The sequence below is a fragment of the Halogeometricum sp. CBA1124 genome, assembly GCF_009741955.1.
Classification (GTDB): Archaea; Halobacteriota; Halobacteria; order Halobacteriales; family Haloferacaceae; genus Halogeometricum; species Halogeometricum rufum.
The window spans coordinates 1-19,525 of the sequence record NZ_WPCD01000007.1 but is presented as its reverse complement, the minus strand read 5'-3'; the positions used below and the strand labels follow the sequence as shown (position 1 = coordinate 19,525).

The 19,525-nt window shown below is 68.5% G+C and carries 15 protein-coding genes and 6 pseudogenes; 11 read left to right on the top strand and 10 right to left on the bottom strand.

Annotated features, from left to right (window positions below):
* The first annotated feature begins 90 nt into the window (after nt 1-90).
* Nucleotides 91-456: a nuclear transport factor 2 family protein gene (locus tag GJ632_RS01985; RefSeq protein ID WP_191451918.1), complete on the top strand. Its 366-nt coding sequence runs from the start codon at nt 91-93 to the stop codon at nt 454-456.
* An 18-nt stretch (nt 457-474) separates the two neighbouring features.
* Here GJ632_RS01985 and GJ632_RS01980 read toward each other — a convergent pair whose 3' ends face one another.
* From GJ632_RS01980 to GJ632_RS01970, 3 genes are all read right to left on the bottom strand, one after another.
* Nucleotides 475-744, bottom strand: coding sequence for a hypothetical protein (locus GJ632_RS01980; RefSeq protein WP_089808951.1), 270 nt, complete (start codon nt 742-744; stop codon nt 475-477).
* Between the two features lie 168 nt (nt 745-912).
* Nucleotides 913-2,295: a serine--tRNA ligase gene (gene serS / locus GJ632_RS01975; RefSeq protein ID WP_191451917.1), complete on the bottom strand. Its 1,383-nt coding sequence runs from the start codon at nt 2,293-2,295 to the stop codon at nt 913-915.
* 72 nt (nt 2,296-2,367) lie between these two features.
* Nucleotides 2,368-3,390: a nitronate monooxygenase gene (locus GJ632_RS01970; protein WP_343160961.1), complete on the bottom strand. Its 1,023-nt coding sequence runs from the start codon at nt 3,388-3,390 to the stop codon at nt 2,368-2,370.
* Nucleotides 3,391-3,509: 119 nt separating this feature from the next.
* Between GJ632_RS01970 and GJ632_RS01965 the strand changes: the two are divergent.
* Nucleotides 3,510-4,423 (top strand): annotated as a pseudogene (locus GJ632_RS01965) (MBL fold metallo-hydrolase).
* Between the two features lie 24 nt (nt 4,424-4,447).
* On the opposite strand, the gene GJ632_RS01960 reads toward GJ632_RS01965, so the two are convergent.
* Together GJ632_RS01960 and GJ632_RS01955 are read right to left on the bottom strand one after the other, a co-directional pair.
* Nucleotides 4,448-5,191: a DICT sensory domain-containing protein gene (locus GJ632_RS01960; protein WP_197427815.1), complete on the bottom strand. Its 744-nt coding sequence runs from the start codon at nt 5,189-5,191 to the stop codon at nt 4,448-4,450.
* 47 nt (nt 5,192-5,238) lie between these two features.
* Nucleotides 5,239-5,517 carry a hypothetical protein gene (locus GJ632_RS01955; protein ID WP_191451914.1) on the bottom strand — a complete coding sequence of 93 codons (279 nt, stop codon included), beginning with the start codon at nt 5,515-5,517 and terminating at the stop codon, nt 5,239-5,241.
* 417 nt (nt 5,518-5,934) lie between these two features.
* On the opposite strand from GJ632_RS01955, the pseudogene GJ632_RS01950 reads away from it, so the two are divergent.
* Nucleotides 5,935-7,952 (top strand): annotated as a pseudogene (locus tag GJ632_RS01950) (AMP-dependent synthetase/ligase).
* Between the two features lie 197 nt (nt 7,953-8,149).
* Nucleotides 8,150-10,011: pseudogene (locus tag GJ632_RS01945) on the top strand (cation:proton antiporter).
* 78 nt (nt 10,012-10,089) lie between these two features.
* Here GJ632_RS01945 and GJ632_RS22805 read toward each other — a convergent pair.
* The 4 genes and pseudogenes from GJ632_RS22805 to GJ632_RS01925 all read right to left on the bottom strand — a co-directional run bounded on the left by GJ632_RS22805 (nt 10,090) and on the right by GJ632_RS01925 (nt 12,144).
* Nucleotides 10,090-10,614: a hypothetical protein gene (locus GJ632_RS22805; RefSeq protein WP_231751250.1), complete on the bottom strand. Its 525-nt coding sequence runs from the start codon at nt 10,612-10,614 to the stop codon at nt 10,090-10,092.
* Between the two features lie 7 nt (nt 10,615-10,621).
* Nucleotides 10,622-10,696: pseudogene (locus GJ632_RS25715) on the bottom strand (hypothetical protein); the annotation flags it as partial.
* A 27-nt stretch (nt 10,697-10,723) separates the two neighbouring features.
* Nucleotides 10,724-10,873: a hypothetical protein gene (locus GJ632_RS01930; RefSeq protein WP_191451911.1), complete on the bottom strand. Its 150-nt coding sequence runs from the start codon at nt 10,871-10,873 to the stop codon at nt 10,724-10,726.
* A 137-nt stretch (nt 10,874-11,010) separates the two neighbouring features.
* Nucleotides 11,011-12,144: a thiolase family protein gene (locus GJ632_RS01925; RefSeq protein WP_191451910.1), complete on the bottom strand. Its 1,134-nt coding sequence runs from the start codon at nt 12,142-12,144 to the stop codon at nt 11,011-11,013.
* A gap of 377 nt (nt 12,145-12,521) precedes the next feature.
* On the opposite strand from GJ632_RS01925, the gene GJ632_RS01920 reads away from it, so the two are divergent.
* From GJ632_RS01920 to GJ632_RS01910, 3 genes are all read left to right on the top strand, one after another.
* Complete coding sequence (locus GJ632_RS01920; protein ID WP_191451909.1) at nt 12,522-13,910, top strand: ATP-binding protein; 1,389 nt, start codon at nt 12,522-12,524, stop codon at nt 13,908-13,910.
* Between the two features lie 68 nt (nt 13,911-13,978).
* The gene (locus GJ632_RS01915) at nt 13,979-14,803 is read left to right on the top strand and encodes an MBL fold metallo-hydrolase (protein WP_089808974.1); all 825 of its coding nucleotides are present in this window, start codon (nt 13,979-13,981) and stop codon (nt 14,801-14,803) included.
* A 49-nt stretch (nt 14,804-14,852) separates the two neighbouring features.
* Nucleotides 14,853-15,038 carry a hypothetical protein gene (locus GJ632_RS01910; protein ID WP_089808976.1) on the top strand — a complete coding sequence of 62 codons (186 nt, stop codon included), beginning with the start codon at nt 14,853-14,855 and terminating at the stop codon, nt 15,036-15,038.
* Between the two features lie 21 nt (nt 15,039-15,059).
* On the opposite strand, the pseudogene GJ632_RS01905 reads toward GJ632_RS01910, so the two are convergent.
* Nucleotides 15,060-16,042, bottom strand: a pseudogene (locus GJ632_RS01905) (DUF5787 family protein).
* Between the two features lie 103 nt (nt 16,043-16,145).
* Here GJ632_RS01905 and GJ632_RS01900 point away from each other — a divergent pair.
* From GJ632_RS01900 to GJ632_RS01885, 4 genes and pseudogenes are all read left to right on the top strand, one after another.
* Nucleotides 16,146-16,991 carry a DUF6517 family protein gene (locus GJ632_RS01900; protein ID WP_191451908.1) on the top strand — a complete coding sequence of 282 codons (846 nt, stop codon included), beginning with the start codon at nt 16,146-16,148 and terminating at the stop codon, nt 16,989-16,991.
* Nucleotides 16,992-17,137: 146 nt separating this feature from the next.
* Nucleotides 17,138-18,367 carry a translation initiation factor IF-2 subunit gamma gene (locus GJ632_RS01895; RefSeq protein ID WP_177232657.1) on the top strand — a complete coding sequence of 410 codons (1,230 nt, stop codon included), beginning with the start codon at nt 17,138-17,140 and terminating at the stop codon, nt 18,365-18,367.
* Nucleotides 18,364-18,807 carry a PIN domain-containing protein gene (locus GJ632_RS01890; RefSeq protein WP_394351774.1) on the top strand — a complete coding sequence of 148 codons (444 nt, stop codon included), beginning with the start codon at nt 18,364-18,366 and terminating at the stop codon, nt 18,805-18,807. Before GJ632_RS01895 ends, GJ632_RS01890 begins: the two co-directional genes overlap by 4 nt.
* Nucleotides 18,808-18,814: 7 nt before the next feature.
* A pseudogene (locus GJ632_RS01885) lies at nt 18,815-19,378 on the top strand (DNA-directed RNA polymerase); the annotation flags it as partial.
* Nucleotides 19,379-19,525: the final 147 nt, after the last annotated feature.

Sequence of the window (19,525 nt, the reverse complement as noted above, 5' to 3'; positions counted from 1 at the left end):
ACCACTCGTCGCCGTCGCCGTCGCCATCGCCGGCGGTCCCGCGGGGGACGACCCGTCAGCGTCTTGTCGCCGGCACCGCGACTGGCACGCATGGACTCGGACGCCGCCGCGTCGGGACGGGGACTCGTCGAGACGTACTACGACGCCGTCGACGCCGGCGACTACGACCGCCTCGCGTCGGTGCTTGCGCCCGACGTCGTCCACGACAGGCCCGACCGGACGCTGTCGGGACGCGAGACGTTCGTCTCGTTCATGCGCGACGGTCGCCCCGAGACGGAGACGCGCCACGAGGTGACGGCGACGTACCGCGCCGACGACGGCGGCCGGGTCGCCCGCGGCCGACTGGTCGGTGCGGACGGGGGCGTACGCTTCGACTTCGTGGACGTGTTCGACGTCGGCGACGACGGCATCCGGCGCATCGAGACGTTCGTGCGCGACGACCTCCGGCGCGGATAGCGGGGACGGGAGCGAGCGTCAGCGGTCGTCTCTGACCGCGACGACGCCCTCGGTATCTATCTTGACCAGTCGGTCCTCGATGCAGAAGTGGACCTCGAGTTCCACGTCCGCCTCGCGCGCCGAGGAGAGCAGTCGTTCCGCCTCCTCGGGGTCGACGCCGCGGAGACGGGGCACGGTTCCGCCCTCCGAACCGAGGGTGGTCGTGAGCGTCGCGTCGAGTTCGGCCGCCGAGTCGAACCGGTGCCTGCCGACCGCCCGCCACGGCGTGTCGTCGATGGAACGAATCACGCTGCGACACCTCCCGATTCCGGGAGTCGGGTCGAGTTGCTCATACTCGTCCGTCGGACTGTGGGGTAATGTAGGGGGTCGGCCGTGACCGCGAGTCCAGCCGAATTTCGTCCGATTTCGGGCTAAATGGCCGATTAAACGGAGGAGCGCGTCCGCCGTTCGCGGCGGTCAGTCCTTCCGACCCGCGCCGACGGCCGACTCGCCGACGTGTTCGTGGCCCTCGATGACCTCGAGGCCGCCCATGTACGGGCGGAGCGCTTCGGGGACGGTCACGGTGCCGTCGTCGTTCTGGTAGTACTCGAGGATGGCGACGACGACGCGCGGGACGGCGAGGCCCGACCCGTTCAGCGTGTGGAGGTACTCGGCCGACTCGTGGCGTTCGGGCCGGTAGCGGAGGCCGGCGCGGCGGGCCTGGAAGTCCTCGAAGTTCGACACCGACGACACCTCCAGCCACCGGCCGCCCTCCTCAGGGCCGTCCTCCATGTCGTCGCCCGGCGCCCACACCTCGATGTCGTACTTCTTCGCCTGCGTGAAGCCGAGGTCACCGGTACACATCTCGAGGATGCGGTACGGGAGTTCGAGGCGGCGAAGCACCTCCTCGGCGTCGTCCAGAAGTTCGTCGAAGCGGTCGTACGACTCCTCGGGGCGGACGAAGTTGACCATCTCCACCTTGTTGAACTGGTGGACGCGGACGATGCCCCGCGTCTCGGTGCCGTGTTCGCCCGCCTCGCGCCGGAAGTTCGGCGTGTACGCCTGGTGCTTCACCGGCAGGTCGTCGTCGAGCAGAATCTCGTCGCGGTACATGTTCGTGACGGGCACTTCGGCGGTGGGGCAGAGCCACAGGTCGTCGTCGTCGTACGCCTCCTCGTTCGACCCGCCGAGGCGGTAGGCGTCGTCGGTGAACTTGGGGAACTGGCCCGTCCCCTCCATCGACCGCGAGTTCACCGGGATGGGCGGGAACAGGTCGGTGTAGCCCTGTTCGCGGTGGACGTCCATCATGAACTGGACGAGGGCGTGTTCGAGGCGCGCCCCGTCGCCCTTGGCGAAGTAGAAGCCGCCGCCGGCGACCTTCGCGCCGCGTTCGAAGTCGAGGACGTCCAGTTCCTCGCCGAGGTCGTAGTGCGGGACCACCTCGTCGGGCAACTCGCGCAGGTCGTCGAACCCCTCGCGGCGGCGTTCGACGTTGTCCGACTCGTCCTCGCCGACGGGGACGTCCTCGTGGGGAATCTGCGGGAGTTCGAGCAGTCGCACCTCCAACTCGGCCTCGAGTTCGTCCGCGCGGTCCTCGACGTCGGCCAACTCGGCCTTCAGTTCCTGCGACCGTTCGATGGCCTCCTGGGCTTCCTCGTCCTTCCCTTCGGCCTTCAGGTCGCCTATCTTCGACGACGTCTCGTTGCGCTCGTGCCGGAGTTCGTCGCCGCGTTGCTTCAGCGACCGCCACTCGTCGTCCACCTCGAGAACGTGGTCGAGGTCCACGTCGTCCATCCCTTTGTTGCGAAGCGCCTCCCGAACCGTCTCCGGGTTCTCGCGGAGGAACTGCCTGCTAATCATTGTCCGACGGTTCGACAGGGCGCGGCAAAACCGTGTCGCATCCGTGCCACTCGGTACGAGGGCGTGGCCGCCTCAGCGGTCCGTCCGCACGCGTCCGTCCGCGGCGCGGAGGGCCGTCGCCGCCTCCGAGACGAACGCGTCGACGACGTCGCCCGCGGGGACGACGTCGTCCGTCAGTCCCGCGCTCTGGCCCGCGTAGAGGGGGAGTTCGGTCACGTCGCCCTCCATCTCCGGCGTCGCCAGCGAGTCCTCGTATCGGCCGACCGGCCCGTCCGGACCGCGCGCCACCGTCTCGCCGTCGCCGGGGCGGTCCGACTCGGGGCGGGCGGCCGCCTCCCAGCGGTCCGTCGTCTCGTTTCGCAGGACGCGGTGCGGTGTACCGGGCCACCCCTTCGAGAACGGCGTCCCGTACCGCGTCTCCGTCTCCGCGGCCTCGACCACCCGCCGCCGGTAGGCTCGGTGGACGTTCGCCTCTTCGGTCGCGAGAAACCGCGTCCCGACCCAGACGCCGTCGGCACCGAGCGTCGCGGCGGCGGCGAGGCCCCGACCGTCGGCGATACCGCCCGCGGCGACGACGGGCGTGTCCGGGACGGCGTCCGCGACGCGCGGGACGAGAGGCATCGTCGCCACCTCACTCTGCACGTGGCCGCCGGCCTCCCACCCCTGCGCGACGACAACGTCTGCGCCCGCGTCGACCGCGTCCCGCGCCTCAGCCGCGCTTCCGACCGTCCACAGCGTCGTCGCGCCCGCGTCGTCGACGCGTTCGACGTGCCGTGTGGCGTCGCCGAAGGAGAAGGAGAACACGGGCGCGCCGGCGTCCAGACAGGCCTCGACGTGGTCTTCAGTGGGATACTCCGTCGCCGCCGGGTCCACGACGAGGTTGACGCCGAACGGGCAGTCGGTCAGGTCGCGGGTCCGGCGCACCGCGTCCGCGGCGTCGGCCGGGTCGCGCCACGTCACGGCGAGCGTCCCGAGTCCGCCCGTCTCGGAGACGGCGGCGGCGAGTTCGGGACAGGTCGCGCTCCCGATGGGAGCCTGTACGACCGGCGCGTCGATACCGAGTCGGTCGGTGAGTCGGGTCTCGAAAGCGGGCACGTCCGGGGAGACGGGCGCGTCCGCCAAAGTCTTCGGGTCGAGTCGCGCGAGCGGGTCGGCCGTGCCCGACGCATCGCCGCCGTCCGAACGCTTTTCGTCCCGCGCGTCGCGCATCCGGCATGGCTATCGGCGACGTGACGACGGTCCCCGGAACCGACGACGTGCACTACGTCGACACCGGGATGTACGACTCAGAACAGTACGGGTCGGTGTACATCATCGACGCCGAGCGACCGACGTTCGTCGACACGGGCATCGGGACGAACCGCGAGTACCTCTTCGACGCGCTGGACGAACTGGACATCGCCCGCGAGGACGTGCAGTACCTCCTGCCGACGCACATCCACCTCGACCACGCCGGCGGCGCGGGCTTCCTCGCCGAGGCGTGCCCGAACGCGACGGTGCTGACCCACGAGATAGGCGTACCGCACCTCGTCGACCCCGAACGACTCGTCGAGGGGACGAAGGCGGCCGTCGGCGAGCAGTGGGAGTACTACGTCGAACCCGAACCGGTGCCCGAGGACCGCATCGAACCGCTGACCGACGGCGACGAAATCGACCTCGGCGACCGGACGCTGTCGGTGATACACGCGCCGGGGCACGCCCCCCACCAGACGATGTTCCACGACTCGAAGGACGACATCCTGTTCACCGGCGACGCGGCGGGCATCTACGTCCCGAAGAAGGACGAGGTCCGACAGACGACGCCGCCGTCGCAGTTCGATTTGGAGAAGTCGCTGGACGACGTGCGCACCATCGAGGAGATTGCCCCCGAGACGCTCTGTTACGGTCACTTCGGACCGGTCGAGTACGAGGAGGAACTGATGGAGTCGTACAAGCGGACGCTCGTGGAGTGGGTCGAGGCCGTCCGCGCGAAACGGGAGGAACTCGGCGACGACGAAGCCGTCGAACAGCACTTCGCCGAGCACACGGAGATGACCGACCTGTGGAGCGACAAGAAGGCCCACGAGGAGGAGAAACTGACGCGCGCGGCGTCCTCGGCTATCTGGACTGGAAGGCCAAGCAGGAGTGAGAGCGCGGGCGCGCCGGACGCCCCCTACGCTCTGTCCTCCGCGCCGTCTTCCGGTCCCGCGCCCTCGCGGGTGCGGTCGGCCGCGGCCGACGGCACCTCGGCGAGCGCTCGGCGGACGAGCGACCGGTCGTAGGTCCACACGCCGTAGAAGTCGTCTTCGGACAGTTGCTCGGCCACGAGGGCGAACTGCTGGTCGGGCTGGTCGCCGCCGTCGAACACCATGAACCAGTGGCGGCCGATTTCGGACGCGGGTTCGGTGTGTACCGTCAGTCCCGGCACCGCCGGCGGGTCGCCGTCGACGACGAAGTAGGCGTGCACGTCGAGGTCGGTCTCGCCGGCCAGACGGCGGTACAGCGACCGCTGGTCGGCGAACCGGGCCGCGGACTGGAACCCGACGTGGAGCGTTCCGGTGCCGACGCGCCACGTCCTGTCCTCGAACTCGCGAGCGGTCAACAGCAACTGGCGGCGGTCCAGCGACGCGAACACGGTGTCGTCCAACAGGTCGACTATCGCCCGGTACGCGTCCGTGTCGCGGCGGTCTAGGCGCGGCCGTCGGAGATACTCCCGAATCGTCTCGACCGCTATCACGCCGCGGACGCGGCCGTCATCGCGAATCGCGACGAACGGTTCGGGGGCGGACTGCGGTAGCTCTCGGTACGCTATCTCCACGTTGCGCGTGTCGAACTGCTCCCGGAAGTCCCCCGGGTCCGGCGCGTAGTAGACGAGTGACTTGCGGTGCCGTTCTGCCTCGTCGAGGATCGCTCCCATACCCATGGTGAGGTCGTGTCGTGACGACGCCCGATGGCCGGCGCGCGTCACGCCTCCGGAACGTCTACGGCATTGTCGTACTGGTAACTAAACTTTATCAGTACCTGAATCGGGGCGGGCGGCGGCGAGAACTCGACCGACCCGGAGTCGGCGTCGTACGTGACGAGACCGCTCTTCGCGAGCATCGGGAGATGGCGGTGGTGAAGCGAGACGAGGACGGTCCGTCGTTCGTCCTCGCCGACGAAGTCGTCGTCGCGGAGGCGCCACCCGACGAGTACGTCGGCCAGTTCCTCGACTGTCGTCTCCGGGCGTCGAGGAGGAACCACAGCAGACGCCGGCGTTCCTCGTGGGAGAGGACGGAGAACAGGTCGTCCGCCGACGGGACGCCGTCGAGACAGTTCCAGTCGTACCCCTCGTACTCGGATAGCGGCACCGTCGGGTCCCCGTCTTCGGTCATGTGAATGCCCACCTCGGTCATGGGTAGTACGCACCATACTGTTTTCAACCCACCGGCTAACCGTCTCGACGACGAACTGTCGGCGTTTCGGGTATTTCGCGCCCGCTATCCCGAACGGGCGCTCTGCGGAACCCCACCGGTTCGTGAAAACGTTGCCACTACCAGACACACCTGTGCGGGCGTCGGGCCGGAGAAACTCGCGGTCCGACGCGGCGCGTTGAACCGCGAACAACGGCCCGGTTCGGAAGGTATATTCTTTTAAATTGTGAACGAATATGTCTGTTGCATGGACTGGCGGGACTCCGAAGCGACGTTCGAGGACGACGTCGTCGGCGACACGACGCTGGCACGGATGTTCGAAGACAGCGCGGCGCGCAACGCCGGCGAACCCGCCCAGCGGTACAAAGGCGGCATCTACGACCGGTCGCTCGTCAGCGCCGGCGTCGTCCCCGAAGCGCCGGACGGCGACTACGCCGAGTTGACGTACGACGAGATGCGCGGCGTCGTCCGGAACCTCGCGGCGGGGTTCCGGAAACTCGGGGTCGAGGCGGGGTCCCGCGTCGGCATCCTCGCGCACACCCGGATGGAGTGGGCGCAGTGCGACTTCGGTATCCTCGCCGCGGGCGGCGCCGTCACCACCGTCTACACCTCCTCCTCGGAGCGGCAGGTCCAGTATCTGCTCTCGGACCCCGACGCGTCGGGCGCGTCGTCGAGAACGCCGAACTCCTCGGGCGAGTGCTCGCCGTCGAGGACGAGTTGGACCTCGAGTTCGTCGTCCTCGTCGACGACCCGGCGGACGGGAGCGGGATGGGTGGCGCCGTCCGCGACAGAGACGACATCTACACGCTCGGCGACGTCCACGAGATGGGCGCGGAGGCGTTCGACGAGGACGCCTACGAGTCGTGGCTGGCCGAACGGGACCCCGCGGACCTCGCGTCGCTCATCTACACCTCTGGGACGACGGGCCAACCGAAGGGCGTCAAACTCAGCCACCGGAACTTCCGGTCGAACGTGAACCAGTGTTACAAGCGGTTCGGCCCGCGTCCCGACAAGGCCGACGACGTGCCGGTCGTCTCGCGCGGGTCGGTGACGCTGTCGTTCCTCCCCCTCGCGCACGTGTTCGAGCGACTCGCCGGCCACTTCATGATGTTCGCGGCGGGCGCCACCGTCGCCTACGCGGAGGACCCCGACACCCTGCGCGAGGACTTCCAACTCGTCCGGCCGACGACGGGGACGAGCGTCCCCCGCGTGTACGAGAAACTGTACGACGCGATTCGGACGCAGGCCTCGGAGTCGCCGGTGAAAAAGCGCATCTTCGAGTGGGCCGTCGACGTCGGCCGCGAGTACCACGAGTCCGCGGCGCCGGGGGCCGTCCTCTCGGCGAAACACGCCCTCGCCGACAGACTCGTCTTCGAGCAGGTGCGCGACGCCCTCGGCGGCCGCATCGAGTTCTTCATCAGCGGCGGCGGCAGCCTCTCCGCGGAACTCTGCGCGCTGTACCACGGGATGGGGCTCCCGATTCTGGAGGGCTACGGGCTGACGGAGACGTCGCCCGTCGTCGCCGTCAACCCGCCCGAGGAACCGAAGATTGGCACTATCGGCGCGCCCGTCGTGGACGTCGAGGTGAAACTCGACGACACCGTCGTCGGCGACGTGACGGGCGACGCCGGCGGCGAGGTGGGCGAACTCCTCGTGAAGGGGCCGAACGTCAGCGAGGGGTACTGGAACCGGCCGGAGGAGACGGCGGAGGCGTTCGTCGACGACCCCGAGAGCGACGCCGACGGGGCGTCCGAGGCGGCGGGAGCGTCCGGGCGGTGGTTCCGGACCGGCGACGTGGTCGAACTCCGACCGGACGGCTACATCTCGTTCCGCGAACGCGCCAAGCAGATTCTCGTCCTCTCGACGGGGAAGAACGTCGCCCCGGGCCCCATCGAGGACGCGTTCGCCTCCAGCGACGTGGTCGAGCAGTGCATGGTGCTGGGGGACGGCCGGAAGTTCGTCTCGGCGCTCATCGTCCCGAACTTCGATGGCGTCCGTGACTGGGCCGCCCGCGAGGGGTACGACCTGCCGGACGGCGTGCGGGCGGTCTGCCGCGACGACCGGGTGAGAGAGCGGATTCAGGCCGAGGTCGACGCCGCCAACGAAGGCTTCGAGTCCTACGAGCAGATCAAGCAGTTCCGCCTCGTCCCCGAGGAGTTCACCGAGCACAACGACCTGATGACGCCGACGATGAAGAAGAAGCGTCGGAACATCCTCGACCGGTACGCCGACCAGATAGAGATGCTCTACACCGACGAGGACTGACGGTTTCCCCGCCGCCGAAGACGGGCGTCACGACGATACCGGCGACCGGCGGCCGCTGTCGGTCCCCGCGTTCGAGCATATTCGGAGCGGCTTGGTATTTCCGCACGATTGTTCAATTTTCACCCGGAAAAGAGCGTCGTGAATGTGTGCTTTTATGTCCATTCGTCACATCGGCGAGAATACATGGAGGTGTCATAGTGGCGGCTGGCTCGAATCTCATCTACATCGTCGCCGCCATCATCGGTATCGGCGTCGTCTCGCAGGTGCTTTCGGACCGGTTTCAGGTTCCGAGCGTGCTGTTTCTCATCGCCTCGGGCATACTGCTCGGCCCAGAGGTACTCGGCGTCGTCAGTCCGGAGTCGTTCGGCGGCGGCCTGTCCGCCATCGTCGGTCTCTCGGTCGCAATCATCGTCTTCGAGGGGGCGTTCCACCTCCGCATCGAGAAACTGCGGGAGCGCCCGCGGCGACCATCAGACTCGTCACCGTCGGCGCGGCGATAGCGCTCGTCGGAACGGCCGCGGCCGTCTACTTCCTGCTCGGCGCGTCGTGGCCCCTGTCGTTTCTCATCGGCGCGCTTCTCGTCGCCACCGGGCCGACGGTCATCACCCCGATTCTGGAGGTCGTCCCGGCGCGTGACCGCGTCGAGGCGGTGCTGGAGACGGAGGGCATCGTCAACGACGTGACGGCGGCCATCCTCGCCGTCGTCATCTTCGAGGCCATCATCGTGGGTGCCACCGAGCCCAGCGTGCTTCTGACGCTGTTCGCCGAACGCCTCGGCGTCGGCGTCGTCGTCGGCAGCCTCGTCGCCGCGACGCTGTTCTACGCGCTCCGGTACGTAGACCTCTCGCCCGGTAACGCGCCGCAGAACGCTCGACTGCTCGTCCTCGCGGGCGCGCTCGTCGCCTACGGCGCGGCCGACTTCATCGCCACCGAGGCGGGCATCGCCGCCGTCGCCACCGCCGGCATCCTGCTCGGCAACGCCGACGTCCCGTACGAGCACGACATCGAGTCGTTCAAGGGCGACGTGACGCTCATCGTCCTCTCGTTCGTCTTCATCGCGCTGGCGGCGCTGTTGGACTTCGGCACCCTGCTCCGACTCGGCCTCGGCGGACTGGGTGTCGTCGCCGTCGTCGCCCTCGTCCTCCGACCGGCGCTCGTGTTCCTGTCGGCCCGCGGCGACCGCTTCACCACGGGCGAGAAGTGGTTCATGAGCCTCGTCGGCCCGCGGGGCATCATCCCCGCGTCCGTCGCGACGCTGTTCGCCATCCAACTGCGGGCGGAGGGCCTGACGCAGGCCGCCGACACTCTCGTCGGCACCGTCTTCCTCGTCATCCTCGTGACCGTCGTCTTCGAGGGCGGCCTCGCGAGACAGATAGCCGAATACCTCGACGTCATACCAATGCGTGTACTCGTCATCGGAGGCGGTAAGGTGGGCCGGTCGCTCGCCGAACGCCTCGAAGACCGCGGAGAGAACGTAGTGCTCATCGAACAAGACATGGAGATAATCGAGACGGCCCGCAACGAGGGTCACACCGTCCACCAGGGTGACGGCACCGACACGGACGTGTTGCGCTCTGCGGGCGCGGCCAACGCCAAAATCGTGGTCGCCGCCACCGGCGACGACGACGTGAACCTGCTCGTCTCCCAACTGGCGTCCTCGAAGTTCGACCCAGAGACCATCATCGCCCGGGCGAACAACCCGAACAACGTGGAGGCGTTCGAGGAACTCGGCGTCCGCACCATCTCGTCGGTGCTGGCGACGGCGCAGGCCATCGACAACTACATCGAACGGCCGGCGATGATGAACTGGATGAGCGAAATCGGTCGCTCGGGCGACGTGCAGGAGATAGAGGTCACCTCGCAGGAGATCGTCGGCAAGACGGTCCGCGACATCGGACCGGAACTGCCCGACGGCTGTCTCATCGCGCTCGTCTCCCGAGACGGCGAGACGGCCGTTCCGAGCGCGGACTACACCGTCCAGCACGGCGACCGAATCACCGTCATCGGCAGCCACGACGCCGTCCGACAGGCGATGCAGTTCGTCCACCCCGACGAGTGACGCAGTCCATCGGCCGTCCGGGCCGCCGGCGGTAGTTCCCTTCTGCCCGACGGCCGTCTCCGTCGCCGCCGACCGGTCTCAGTCGTCGTCGGAGCGCGCGGCGGCCGCCGCGCCCGCCGCGCCGAGGCCGAGTGCGCCGGCGAGGACGCCGAACCCCGGAATCGACGACCCCGTCTCCGAACCGCCGGCGGCGCCGGGCGTCTCGATGCTACTGCTCCCCACTTCTTCGAGTTGGAGCGTCACGTAGCCGCCGGAACAGGCCGACTGCTCGTTGACGACGAACAGTTTCCCCACCTGGACGTTGGTCCCCTCCGTGACGGCGAACATCGTGGCGGGCTCCGACCGGTTCGCCTCGCTCGCGGTGTCGATCACCTCCACGTCGTAGCCGGTCAGGTCCTCCTGACTCCCGGCGAACTCGCAGCTTTTGACGCCCTGCTGTGAGGCCTCGCGGTCGTACCCCGACACCTGCACGAACAGGCCGACGTAGTCGTCGTTCTCGACGTCGGCGCCGTGTTCTGTACCGCCACGGGCGTCGTCTTGTTCTGCTGAGACTCGGACTGGCCGGCGGCCGTCCCCACGACGCGGGCGTCGCCGCCGCGGCACCGAGAGACGCGGCCCCCGCGAGAAACCGACGTCGGTTGAGCGTCTCCTCGCCGTCGGCGTCGCTCGAAGGCTCGACAGTCATCGTTCGTCGGGACCGTCGGACGGGCGTTCAAAAAGCGTCGTGGCCGCCGCGACGCGTCGTCCGGGCCGGCGACTCGGCGACGGCCGGGAGCCACGCCGACGCGCCGGTTCTCGCCGCTCGCTGGGCTTCGAGCGTGACGGCGAACAGCGCTCCGAGGGCGAGTGTGAGGAGTCCCACCGCGACGGAGAGCCGAGGCTGTCGGGTCGTGGTGGACGGTACGTGTCACGGAGTCGAGATCTTCGTCGCCGCTTCTTGCGGGGCGAGAACGGCCGGTCGTCGGCGTTCGACCGCGCCGTGGACGGGGTCGGCCGCGTCTACCGGCTGAACTCGATAGCCGCGCCCTGTCCGAACCCGACGCAGAGCGTCGCCAGACCGCGTTCGGCGTCGCGCTTCGTCATCTCGTGGATGAGCGTCACCGGCAGGCGCGCCCCGGACGCGCCGAGGGGGTGGCCGATGGCGATGGCGCCGCCGTTGACGTTGTAGTTCTCGGGGTCGACGCCGAGTTCGTCGCGCGCGTAGACGCACTGGCTGGCGAACGCCTCGTTGAGTTCCACGAGGTCGTAGTCCTCGACGTCGCGGCCGTTGCGTTCCAGCAGATTGCGCGTCGCCGGGACGGGACCGATACCCATCACCGTCGGGTCCACGCCGGCGACGGCGTTCGTGCCGACCTCTGCGAGGACGTCGAGGTCGTTCGCCTCGGCGAACTCGCGGGAGGTGACGAGCACGGCCGCCGCGCCGTCGGTTATCTGCGAGGAGTTGCCGGCGGTGACCGTCCCGTCGCCCGTGAACGCCGGGTCGAGTCCGGCGAGCGTCTCGGCGGAGGTGTCCCGGCGGATACCCTCGTCCTCGGTGACGACGCCGTCGTCGGTCTCGATGGGGACGATTTCGTCGTCGAAGCGGCCGGAGTCCGTCGCCTCCGCGGCGCGTTCGTGACTCTTCGCGGCGTACTCGTCCTGTTGCTCGCGGGAGACGCCGTACTCCTCGGCCACCTTCTCGGCGGTCATCCCCATCTGGAGTTGGAACACGTTGTACTGCTCGGAGAGTTCGGGGTGGAGGTGCTGGTAGGAGTCGCCGTCCATCGGCACGCGGGACATGCTCTCGACGCCGCCGGCGACGATGCAGTCGCGGTTGCCCGCCGCGATGGCGTCGGAGGCGGAGATGATGGCCTGCATCGAGGAGGCACACCAGCGGTTGATGCTCGTCGCGGGCGTCCCCTCGCCGAGTTCCGAGAGGAGGGCGATGACGCGGGCGACGTTGTTGTCCTGTTCGCCGCGTTGCTGGGCGACGCCCCACATCAGGTCGTCCACGTCCTCGGCGTCGAGGTCGGACTCGTCGAGGATGTGGTCGAGGAGGGCGACCGAGAGGTCTTCGCTTCGCACGTCTTCGAAGACGCCGCCGGCCTTCCCGAACGGAGTGCGGTACGCGGCCGCGATGACTGGTTGAGGCATGTTCCCCCATCCGGTTTCCGTGGTGATAAATGGGGTAGAACTCTCGGAGACGGGCACGGAGTTTCACGCACTCGCCGTTTCCGCGACGCCCGGACGAATCGGGCCGCGACGGACGCGGCGGTCGATTCGAACGCCGTCGAAGTTCGGTGACGACGCGGACGGCGACCGTCCGGGTGCCGAGTCAGGGGCCGTTGTTGAACATCTACACTCGTTCTCCCGATAACTAGTCGGAACGCGGTGAGTTGCACGTCCGCGGAGGACATCCGACGCCCGATAGCGTCTTCCGTGGTGGGTCCCCGGCGGACGGCGGCGGCGACACTCGCCCGCCTGAGCGGCCTTCGACGGTCTTATGCCGTCTGGCGGGCAACGTTGCGGGGATGAGTGACCCGGCTCTCGAGGTGGTCGAGTTCCTCCTCACGGCCAATCTCTACTCCGAGAACCGTGAGTTAGACGAGAACGACCTCCCGCCGCGGTACCGCCGAGTCTTCTGGACGGACCCGCCGGACGACGAGAACGAAGACGACGAAACGGCCCCCATCGGCATCGAACGCCCCCTAGTCGTGACCGACAGCGTCGCGCGGAAGGCCACGGGCGTCGAACGGCCGTGGGAAGCTATCTCCGACCTCATGTTCACCCAGCGCGAGGACTTCTCGGGACGCATCTCCCTCACGCAACCCGACATGGCCGTCGACTGGTACCTCGAACGGGCCGACCGTGAGCAGTTGGAGACCAACCCGACTATCGCGGCCGCCGTCGAGGACCGCGACGACGTGGACGTGACCCACGCCGAGGCGCGCGAGCAGACCCGGTCGATTCAGGCCGACCGCGTCTGGATAGACAGCCTCCTCGACCAGTACTTCGACGAGGAGGAGGACGCGGAGATGCTGGACCTCGTGCAGGTCCGCGCGCCCGAGGAGATAGAGATGACCCTCGAAGACCTCGTGCTGACGAGCGACCAGGAGGGCGAGATTCACAAGCTGATGAAGGCCATCGAACACCGCGAGTACCTCGCGGACATCGGCCTCAGAGAGATCGGCAAGATACTGTTCGTCGGGCCGCCCGGGACCGGGAAGACCACCGTCTCCCGCGCGCTGGCGCACGAACTCGGCCTGCCGTTCGTCGAGGTGAAACTCTCGATGATAACGAGTCAGTACCTCGGCGAGACGGCCAAGAACGTCGAGAAGACGTTCGAGGTGGCCAAGCGACTGTCGCCGTGCATCCTCTTCATCGACGAGTTCGACTCGGTGGCGAAGACCCGCCGGTCGGACGAGCACGCCGCCCTCAAGCGCGCGGTGAACACCCTGCTGAAGAGCATCGACGACATCTCGCTCATCCGCGACGAGGTCATCCTCATCGGGGCGACCAACCACCCCGACCAACTCGACGCGGCGGCGTGGCGGCGCTTCGACGAGATCGTCAACTTCCCCAAGCCGGACCGGCAGATGCGCTCGGACATCCTCCGCATCATCACGAAGCAGATGGACGTCACGGAGTTCGACCCCGACGACATCGCCGACCGGACCGAGGGACTCACCGGGTCGGACCTGCGCATGGTCCTCCGCGAGGCCGTCCTCGAAGCCCTCACCGAGGAGCGGATGGCGCTGACGCAGGAGGACATCGTCGACGCCGTCGAGGACTTCGAGGAACGGGACAACCTGAAGAACATGGACATGATGTCAGACGGCGAGCAGTTGATGGCGGGTGACGGCGCGGGCGACGACGATCAGTCGCACGACCACGACCACGACCACGACCACGACGACTGAGCGCGGTCGCCGGCACCGCCGTTCCCCTTCGACTACGCTTATCACTCACCCGTCCCCTACACCCGACGATGCGCGTCACTCTCCTCGGCACCGGCGACACGACGGGGACGCCGACCGTCGGGTGCGACTGCGACACCTGCCGGGAGGCGAAAGCCCGGGGCGTGGAGCGCACCCGCTTCTCCGTCCACGTCGAGAACGACCGGACGGGCGAGTCGTTGCTCGTCGACTTCAGCCCCGACTTCCGCCAGCAGTTTCTGACGCACGACGTGCCCCTCCCGGACGCGGGCCTCGTCACGCACATCCACTTCGACCATATCGACGGTCTCGGCAACGCCTACCGCGTGTTCGAGGACCTGCCCGTCCACGCCGCCGACGAGACGGACCCGAAGACGGGCCAGAGCGTCGCCGAGACGGTCGCCTCGAAGTTCGACTACCTCGACCGCATCTCCGTCGAGGCGCACGCGCCGTTCGAGGCGTTCCGCACCTGCGGGCTGGACGTGACGCTCGTACCGGTTGACCACCCGCCCCTCCTCTGCTACGGACTCGCGGTCGAGGACCCAGAGACCGGCGCGAAACTGTCGCTGTCGGGCGACACGAGTTACGGCGTCCCCGAGGACTCGAAGGCCGTGCTGTCGGACCCCGACCTGTTCCTCGCCGACGGCATCGTCCCGGCGTCGCTCTGCAAACACCACCCGCTCGGCGGGAAACACCACGACGAGGCCGGCGTCCCGCGGACGTTCGGCACGAAGCACATGACGCGGGAGGGGGCGCTCTCTCTCGCCGAGGAACTGAACGCCGCGCGAACCCGCCTCGTCCACACCGCACACTACTACCCCGTCGAGGAGGCGTTCGAGGAACCGCTGGCCGTGGACGGCGAGCAGTACGACCTGTAGCGGCGGCGCGAACCGGAACGTTTTGACCGCCGCGCGCGCACCGGCAGGCATGAGCGACGTTCTCAGCCGCCTCCAGACCGCGATTCCGATGGCCCTCGTCGGGGGCGTCGTCTACACCGGCGTCTCGTACGCGGTGGACGGCCGCGTCGACTTCGTCGGCGGCGCGGTGTTCATGCTCGTGTTCGGGTTCGTCGTCACCGTCGGACTGGTGTACGCCGACCGGAGCGAGGAGTGAGACGGAACCGAGCGACGCGTGTCACAGGAACCGGTCGAGGCCGCTCTGCCGCCGCGCGACGCCCGCGGGGTCGCGCACCCACGGCGTCCGGGCGTCGCGGAGTGCGGCGGCGTCGAGCGCCGACGGGTCGCCCGACTCGACGCCCGGCAGTCCGCGCCGCAGTCGCGGCCGGGTTCGACGACGCAGTCGAACGCCGCGCAGTAGGGACGCCCGTCGTCGGTCGCACGCGCGTTCGCGCACGGCGGCAGGTCGTACGTCCGCCAGCCCTTGCCGTACGTCCGCTCTGCGACCCGCAGTCGCGCCCGTCGCTTCTCCGCCGCCGAGACGACGGACACGTCGGTCCGGAGGGGGCGTTCGGCCGCGAGTTCGACGCCGGCGGCGTCGGAATCGAGCGGCGTCGGCTCCCGGACGACCGTTCGGTCGCCCGTCGCGGGGTCGAATCGCCAGACGCCGACGGCCGCCGGGATGCGGTTCAGGTGCGCGCGAGTGACGTAGCTCTCCGTGGCGAGAATCACCTCGTCGAACAGGCCCAGTGAGACGTCCGTGCGGAGTTGGCGCTCCAAATCGCCCGGGTCGCCGAGGTCCGGTTTGTTCTCGACGCCGACCAGTCGGCCGAACCAGTCGTCGGGGTAGCGCGTCGTCCGGCGGACGTACTCGCGCCCGCCGCGCCACTCCGACTCGAAGAAGCCGACGTCGACGGCCCCGTCGACGGCGTCTCTGGCGGCGTCGCGGTGGCAGTCGAACGCGTCGCGCCAGAACACCGCCTCGCCGACGCCCACGTCGCTGGTGATGGCGCGATGGGGAATCGACGCTTCGGTGACGGCCGCGCGCGCCTCGAAGGCCGGCCCGGGGACGACGCCGCAGACGTCGACGATGCGGCGGCCCGGGGCGGCGACGGCGGCGCCGAGTTGCCGACCGAGCACCCACTCCGTGGTCTGTTCGAGGTGCGAACAGAGCGCTACCTCGAAGGCGAACTCGCGCGGACGGTCGGTCCCTGCGGCCACGTACCGCCACCTGCGCGTGGCGCGGACAAAAGGGACACGAATACACTCAACTATCCGTCAATTCACGGAAAACTACTTGAACGGGTGGGCGAGAACGTCCCGCATGGATGGGGAGCAAGGGCAGAGACCCGACCGGAACGACCGAACCGACAGCGACGGGCGCAGACGCGGCAGACGCGCGTTCCTCGGCCTCACGGCCGCCGCGGGCGTCTCCACGCTCGCCGGGTGTAGCACCACGTCGGGGACGGTGAGCGCGGCGCGACGGCCGCCGAGCGTGCCGGAGAGTCGGCTGGCCGAGGGGGGATGGGAACAGGTAGACGACGTGACACGGGACCCGGCGTTCGAGGAGTCGTTCGGGCCGGTGACGGTGACGGCGGCCACGCGGACGCTCCTGTACGAGGACGCCGCCCTCCGCGCGGCGATAGCGGAGAAGACGCTCGGACAGGCGGCCACGCAGTTCTCGACGTTCTTCGCCTCGCGCGTGACGTTCGACCCCGACCTGACGAGTCTCCCCGCCGGCGCGGGGCGGCAGCAACTGCTCGACCAGGTGGAGTCGCAGTCGCGGACGCAGTTCCGGAACCGACTGCAGGAGGCCGGACTCGCACCCGTCGAACGGGTTGACACGGGGACGTTCGACGCGGCCGGCGGCGCGTCGGCGCGCCTGACCGAGTACGAGGCGACGTTCGCGTTCGAGGGGTTCTCCGTCGGCGTCGGCGAGGAGGAGATAACCATCGAGGGCGGCGAGATAGCCGTCTCGGGGCACCTCGCGGCGTGGATCGCGAACGACTCCGTCCTCGTCGCCGGCGGAGCTTTCCCCGCCGAGAACTTCGCCCGCGCGGTGACGAAGTCGCCCTCGGAGGCAATCGAACTCAGCGTGGACATCGACCTCGGCCTGACGCCGGCGGCGTACCGCGAGGAACTGTTCGGTCTGATGCGCCGCGTCGAGTAGCGCCGCGCGACGGGGTCGAACTCCGCCGTCTCGCGCGGTCGGACGTGTCGCGGGACCACACAGCGCACGCTCCGCGTCGCGAGAACAGCAACTTTATCAGTCGTTCGGGGCGAAACTTCCCCAAGATTACTCTCAGGAGGTCAATGGTGACACAAAACCCACAACAACCGGAGGTGAACATCGGACTGGTCGGTCACGTAGACCACGGCAAGACGACGCTCGTGCAGGCGTTATCGGGCTCGTGGACGGACCAGCACTCCGAGGAGATGAAACGCGGCATCTCCATCCGCCTCGGCTACGCCGACGCGACGTTCCGACAGATTCCCGGCGCCGACCCGCCGGAGTGCTACACCGTCGAGGAGACGGACGAGGACGGCAACGAGACGGAGGTCCTGCGTACCGTCTCGTTCGTCGACGCGCCCGGTCACGAGACGCTGATGGCGACGATGTTGTCCGGGGCGGCCATCATGGACGGCGCCGTCCTCGTCGTGAGTGCGACCGAGGAGGTGCCGCAGGCGCAGACCGAAGAGCACCTGATGGCGCTGGACATCATCGGCATCGACAACATCGTGGTCGCGCAGAACAAGGTCGACCTCGTGGACCGCGACCGCGCGGTCGAGAACTACGAGCAGATTCAGGAGTTCGTGAAGGGCACGGTGGCCGAGGACGCACCCATCGTCCCCATCAGCGCCCAGCAGGAGGTGAACATCGACCTCCTCATCGACGCCATCGAGCGCGAGATTCCGACGCCCGAACGCGACGAGACGAAGGCCGCGCGGATGTTCACCGCTCGCTCGTTCGACATCAACCGCCCCGGGACGACGTGGGAGGACCTCTCCGGCGGCGTCATCGGCGGGTCCGTCGTCGAGGGGAAACTGACGAAGGGCGAGGAACTCGAACTCCGCCCCGGCCGAGAGGTCGAAGAGGGCGGGCAGACCGAGTGGAAGCCCATCACCACCGACATCCGGTCGCTGCAGGCGGGCGGACAGATGAGCGACGAGGTCCGCCCCGGCGGCCTCTGTGGCGTCGGGACCGGTCTCGACCCCAGTCTGACGAAGGGTGACGCCCTCGCCGGTCAGGTCGCGGGCGAACCCGGGTCGCTGCCGCCGACGCGCGAGGAGTTCACGATGGACGTGGAACTGCTCAACCGCGTGGTCGGCGAGGACGAGGAGACCGTCGAGGAGATTTCGACGGGCGAACCGCTGATGCTCACCGTGGGCACGGCGACCACCGTCGGCGCGGTGACGAGTGCGCGCACGGGCGAGGCCGAAGTCTCGCTGAAGCGCCCCGTCTGCGCCGCCGCCGGTGCGAAGATAGCCATCAACCGCCGCGTCGGCGCGCGGTGGCGACTCATCGGTATCGGGACGCTGAAGTGACGACACAGACACGACACCGGACGGACAGCGAGGCTGACGCGGGCGGTGACGCAGCGACGACGACGGTCGTCCTCGACACCAACGCGCTGATGATGCCCGTCGAACTCGACGTTCGCCTGTTCGACGAACTCGACCGACTGCTCGCCGCGAACGTAGACCTCGTGGTGCCGGCGCCCGTCGTCGGGGAGTTAGAGAAACTCTCCGCGGGTGCCGGGACCGAGGGCGTCGCTGCGAGCGTCGGGTCGGACCTCGCGGCCGACCGGTGCCGTGTCGTCGACACCGACGCGACGTACGCGGACGACGCCGTGGTCGAACTCGCCGAACGCGGCTTCGACTGCGTCGTTACGAACGACAAACCCCTTCGCGACCGACTGCTCGAACGCGGCGTACGGGTAATCGGTATAAGGGGGCACCACAAACTGGACATAACAGAGCCTTAGCACTACGATGTACAAACGGGTACGACTCAAAGACACAGTGGAGGTTCCGCCGGAGCATCTCGCTGACGTGACCCCGCAACGGGTCAAGCGACTCCTGCAGGACAAACTTGAAGGACGGATGGACGAAGACGTCGGGAGCGTCGTGAGCGTCACCAACGTTCACGACATCGGCGAAGGGACGGTTCTCCCCGGGCGCGCGGGCGTCTACTACGAGGCCGAGTTCGACGCGGTCACCTTCGACCCCGACATGCAGGAGGTCATCGACGGACAGGTCGTCGAAGTCGTGGAGTTCGGTGCCTTCGTCGGCATCGGCCCCGTCGACGGGCTGCTACACGTCTCGCAGATCTCCGACGAGTACCTCGCCTACGACGGCGAGAACCAACAGCTCGCCTCGACGGAGTCGAACCGCACGCTCGCCGTCGGCGACTCCGTGCGCGTTCGCGTCGTCACCAAGAGCATCGACGAACGCAACCCGCGCGACTCGAAGATCGGTCTCACGGCGAAACAGCCCGGCCTCGGCAAACACGGCTGGCTGGAGTCGGACCGACAGGCCAGCGAGGCCGCGACCGAAGCGGAAGGGTCGATAGATGGCCCAAGCCGCGTCTGGCCTGCCGCGAGTGCCACTACATCAACATGCCCGACTCGCAGGCGTGCGAGAGTTGCGGGTCGTCCAGCCTCACCGAGGCACTGGGCGGGTACGGTCGGGTCATCACCACCC

Coding starts and splice junctions, on each gene's coding strand:
- GJ632_RS01985 (WP_191451918.1), top strand. CDS start 91: ATGGACTCGGACGCCGCCGCGTCGGGACGGGGACTCGTCGAGACGTAC.
- serS (WP_191451917.1), bottom strand. CDS start 2,295: ATGATTAGCAGGCAGTTCCTCCGCGAGAACCCGGAGACGGTTCGGGAG.
- GJ632_RS01960 (WP_197427815.1), bottom strand. CDS start 5,191: ATGGGAGCGATCCTCGACGAGGCAGAACGGCACCGCAAGTCACTCGTC.
- GJ632_RS01925 (WP_191451910.1), bottom strand. CDS start 12,144: ATGCCTCAACCAGTCATCGCGGCCGCGTACCGCACTCCGTTCGGGAAG.
- GJ632_RS01920 (WP_191451909.1), top strand. CDS start 12,522: ATGAGTGACCCGGCTCTCGAGGTGGTCGAGTTCCTCCTCACGGCCAAT.
- GJ632_RS01915 (WP_089808974.1), top strand. CDS start 13,979: ATGCGCGTCACTCTCCTCGGCACCGGCGACACGACGGGGACGCCGACC.
- GJ632_RS01910 (WP_089808976.1), top strand. CDS start 14,853: ATGAGCGACGTTCTCAGCCGCCTCCAGACCGCGATTCCGATGGCCCTC.
- GJ632_RS01900 (WP_191451908.1), top strand. CDS start 16,146: ATGGATGGGGAGCAAGGGCAGAGACCCGACCGGAACGACCGAACCGAC.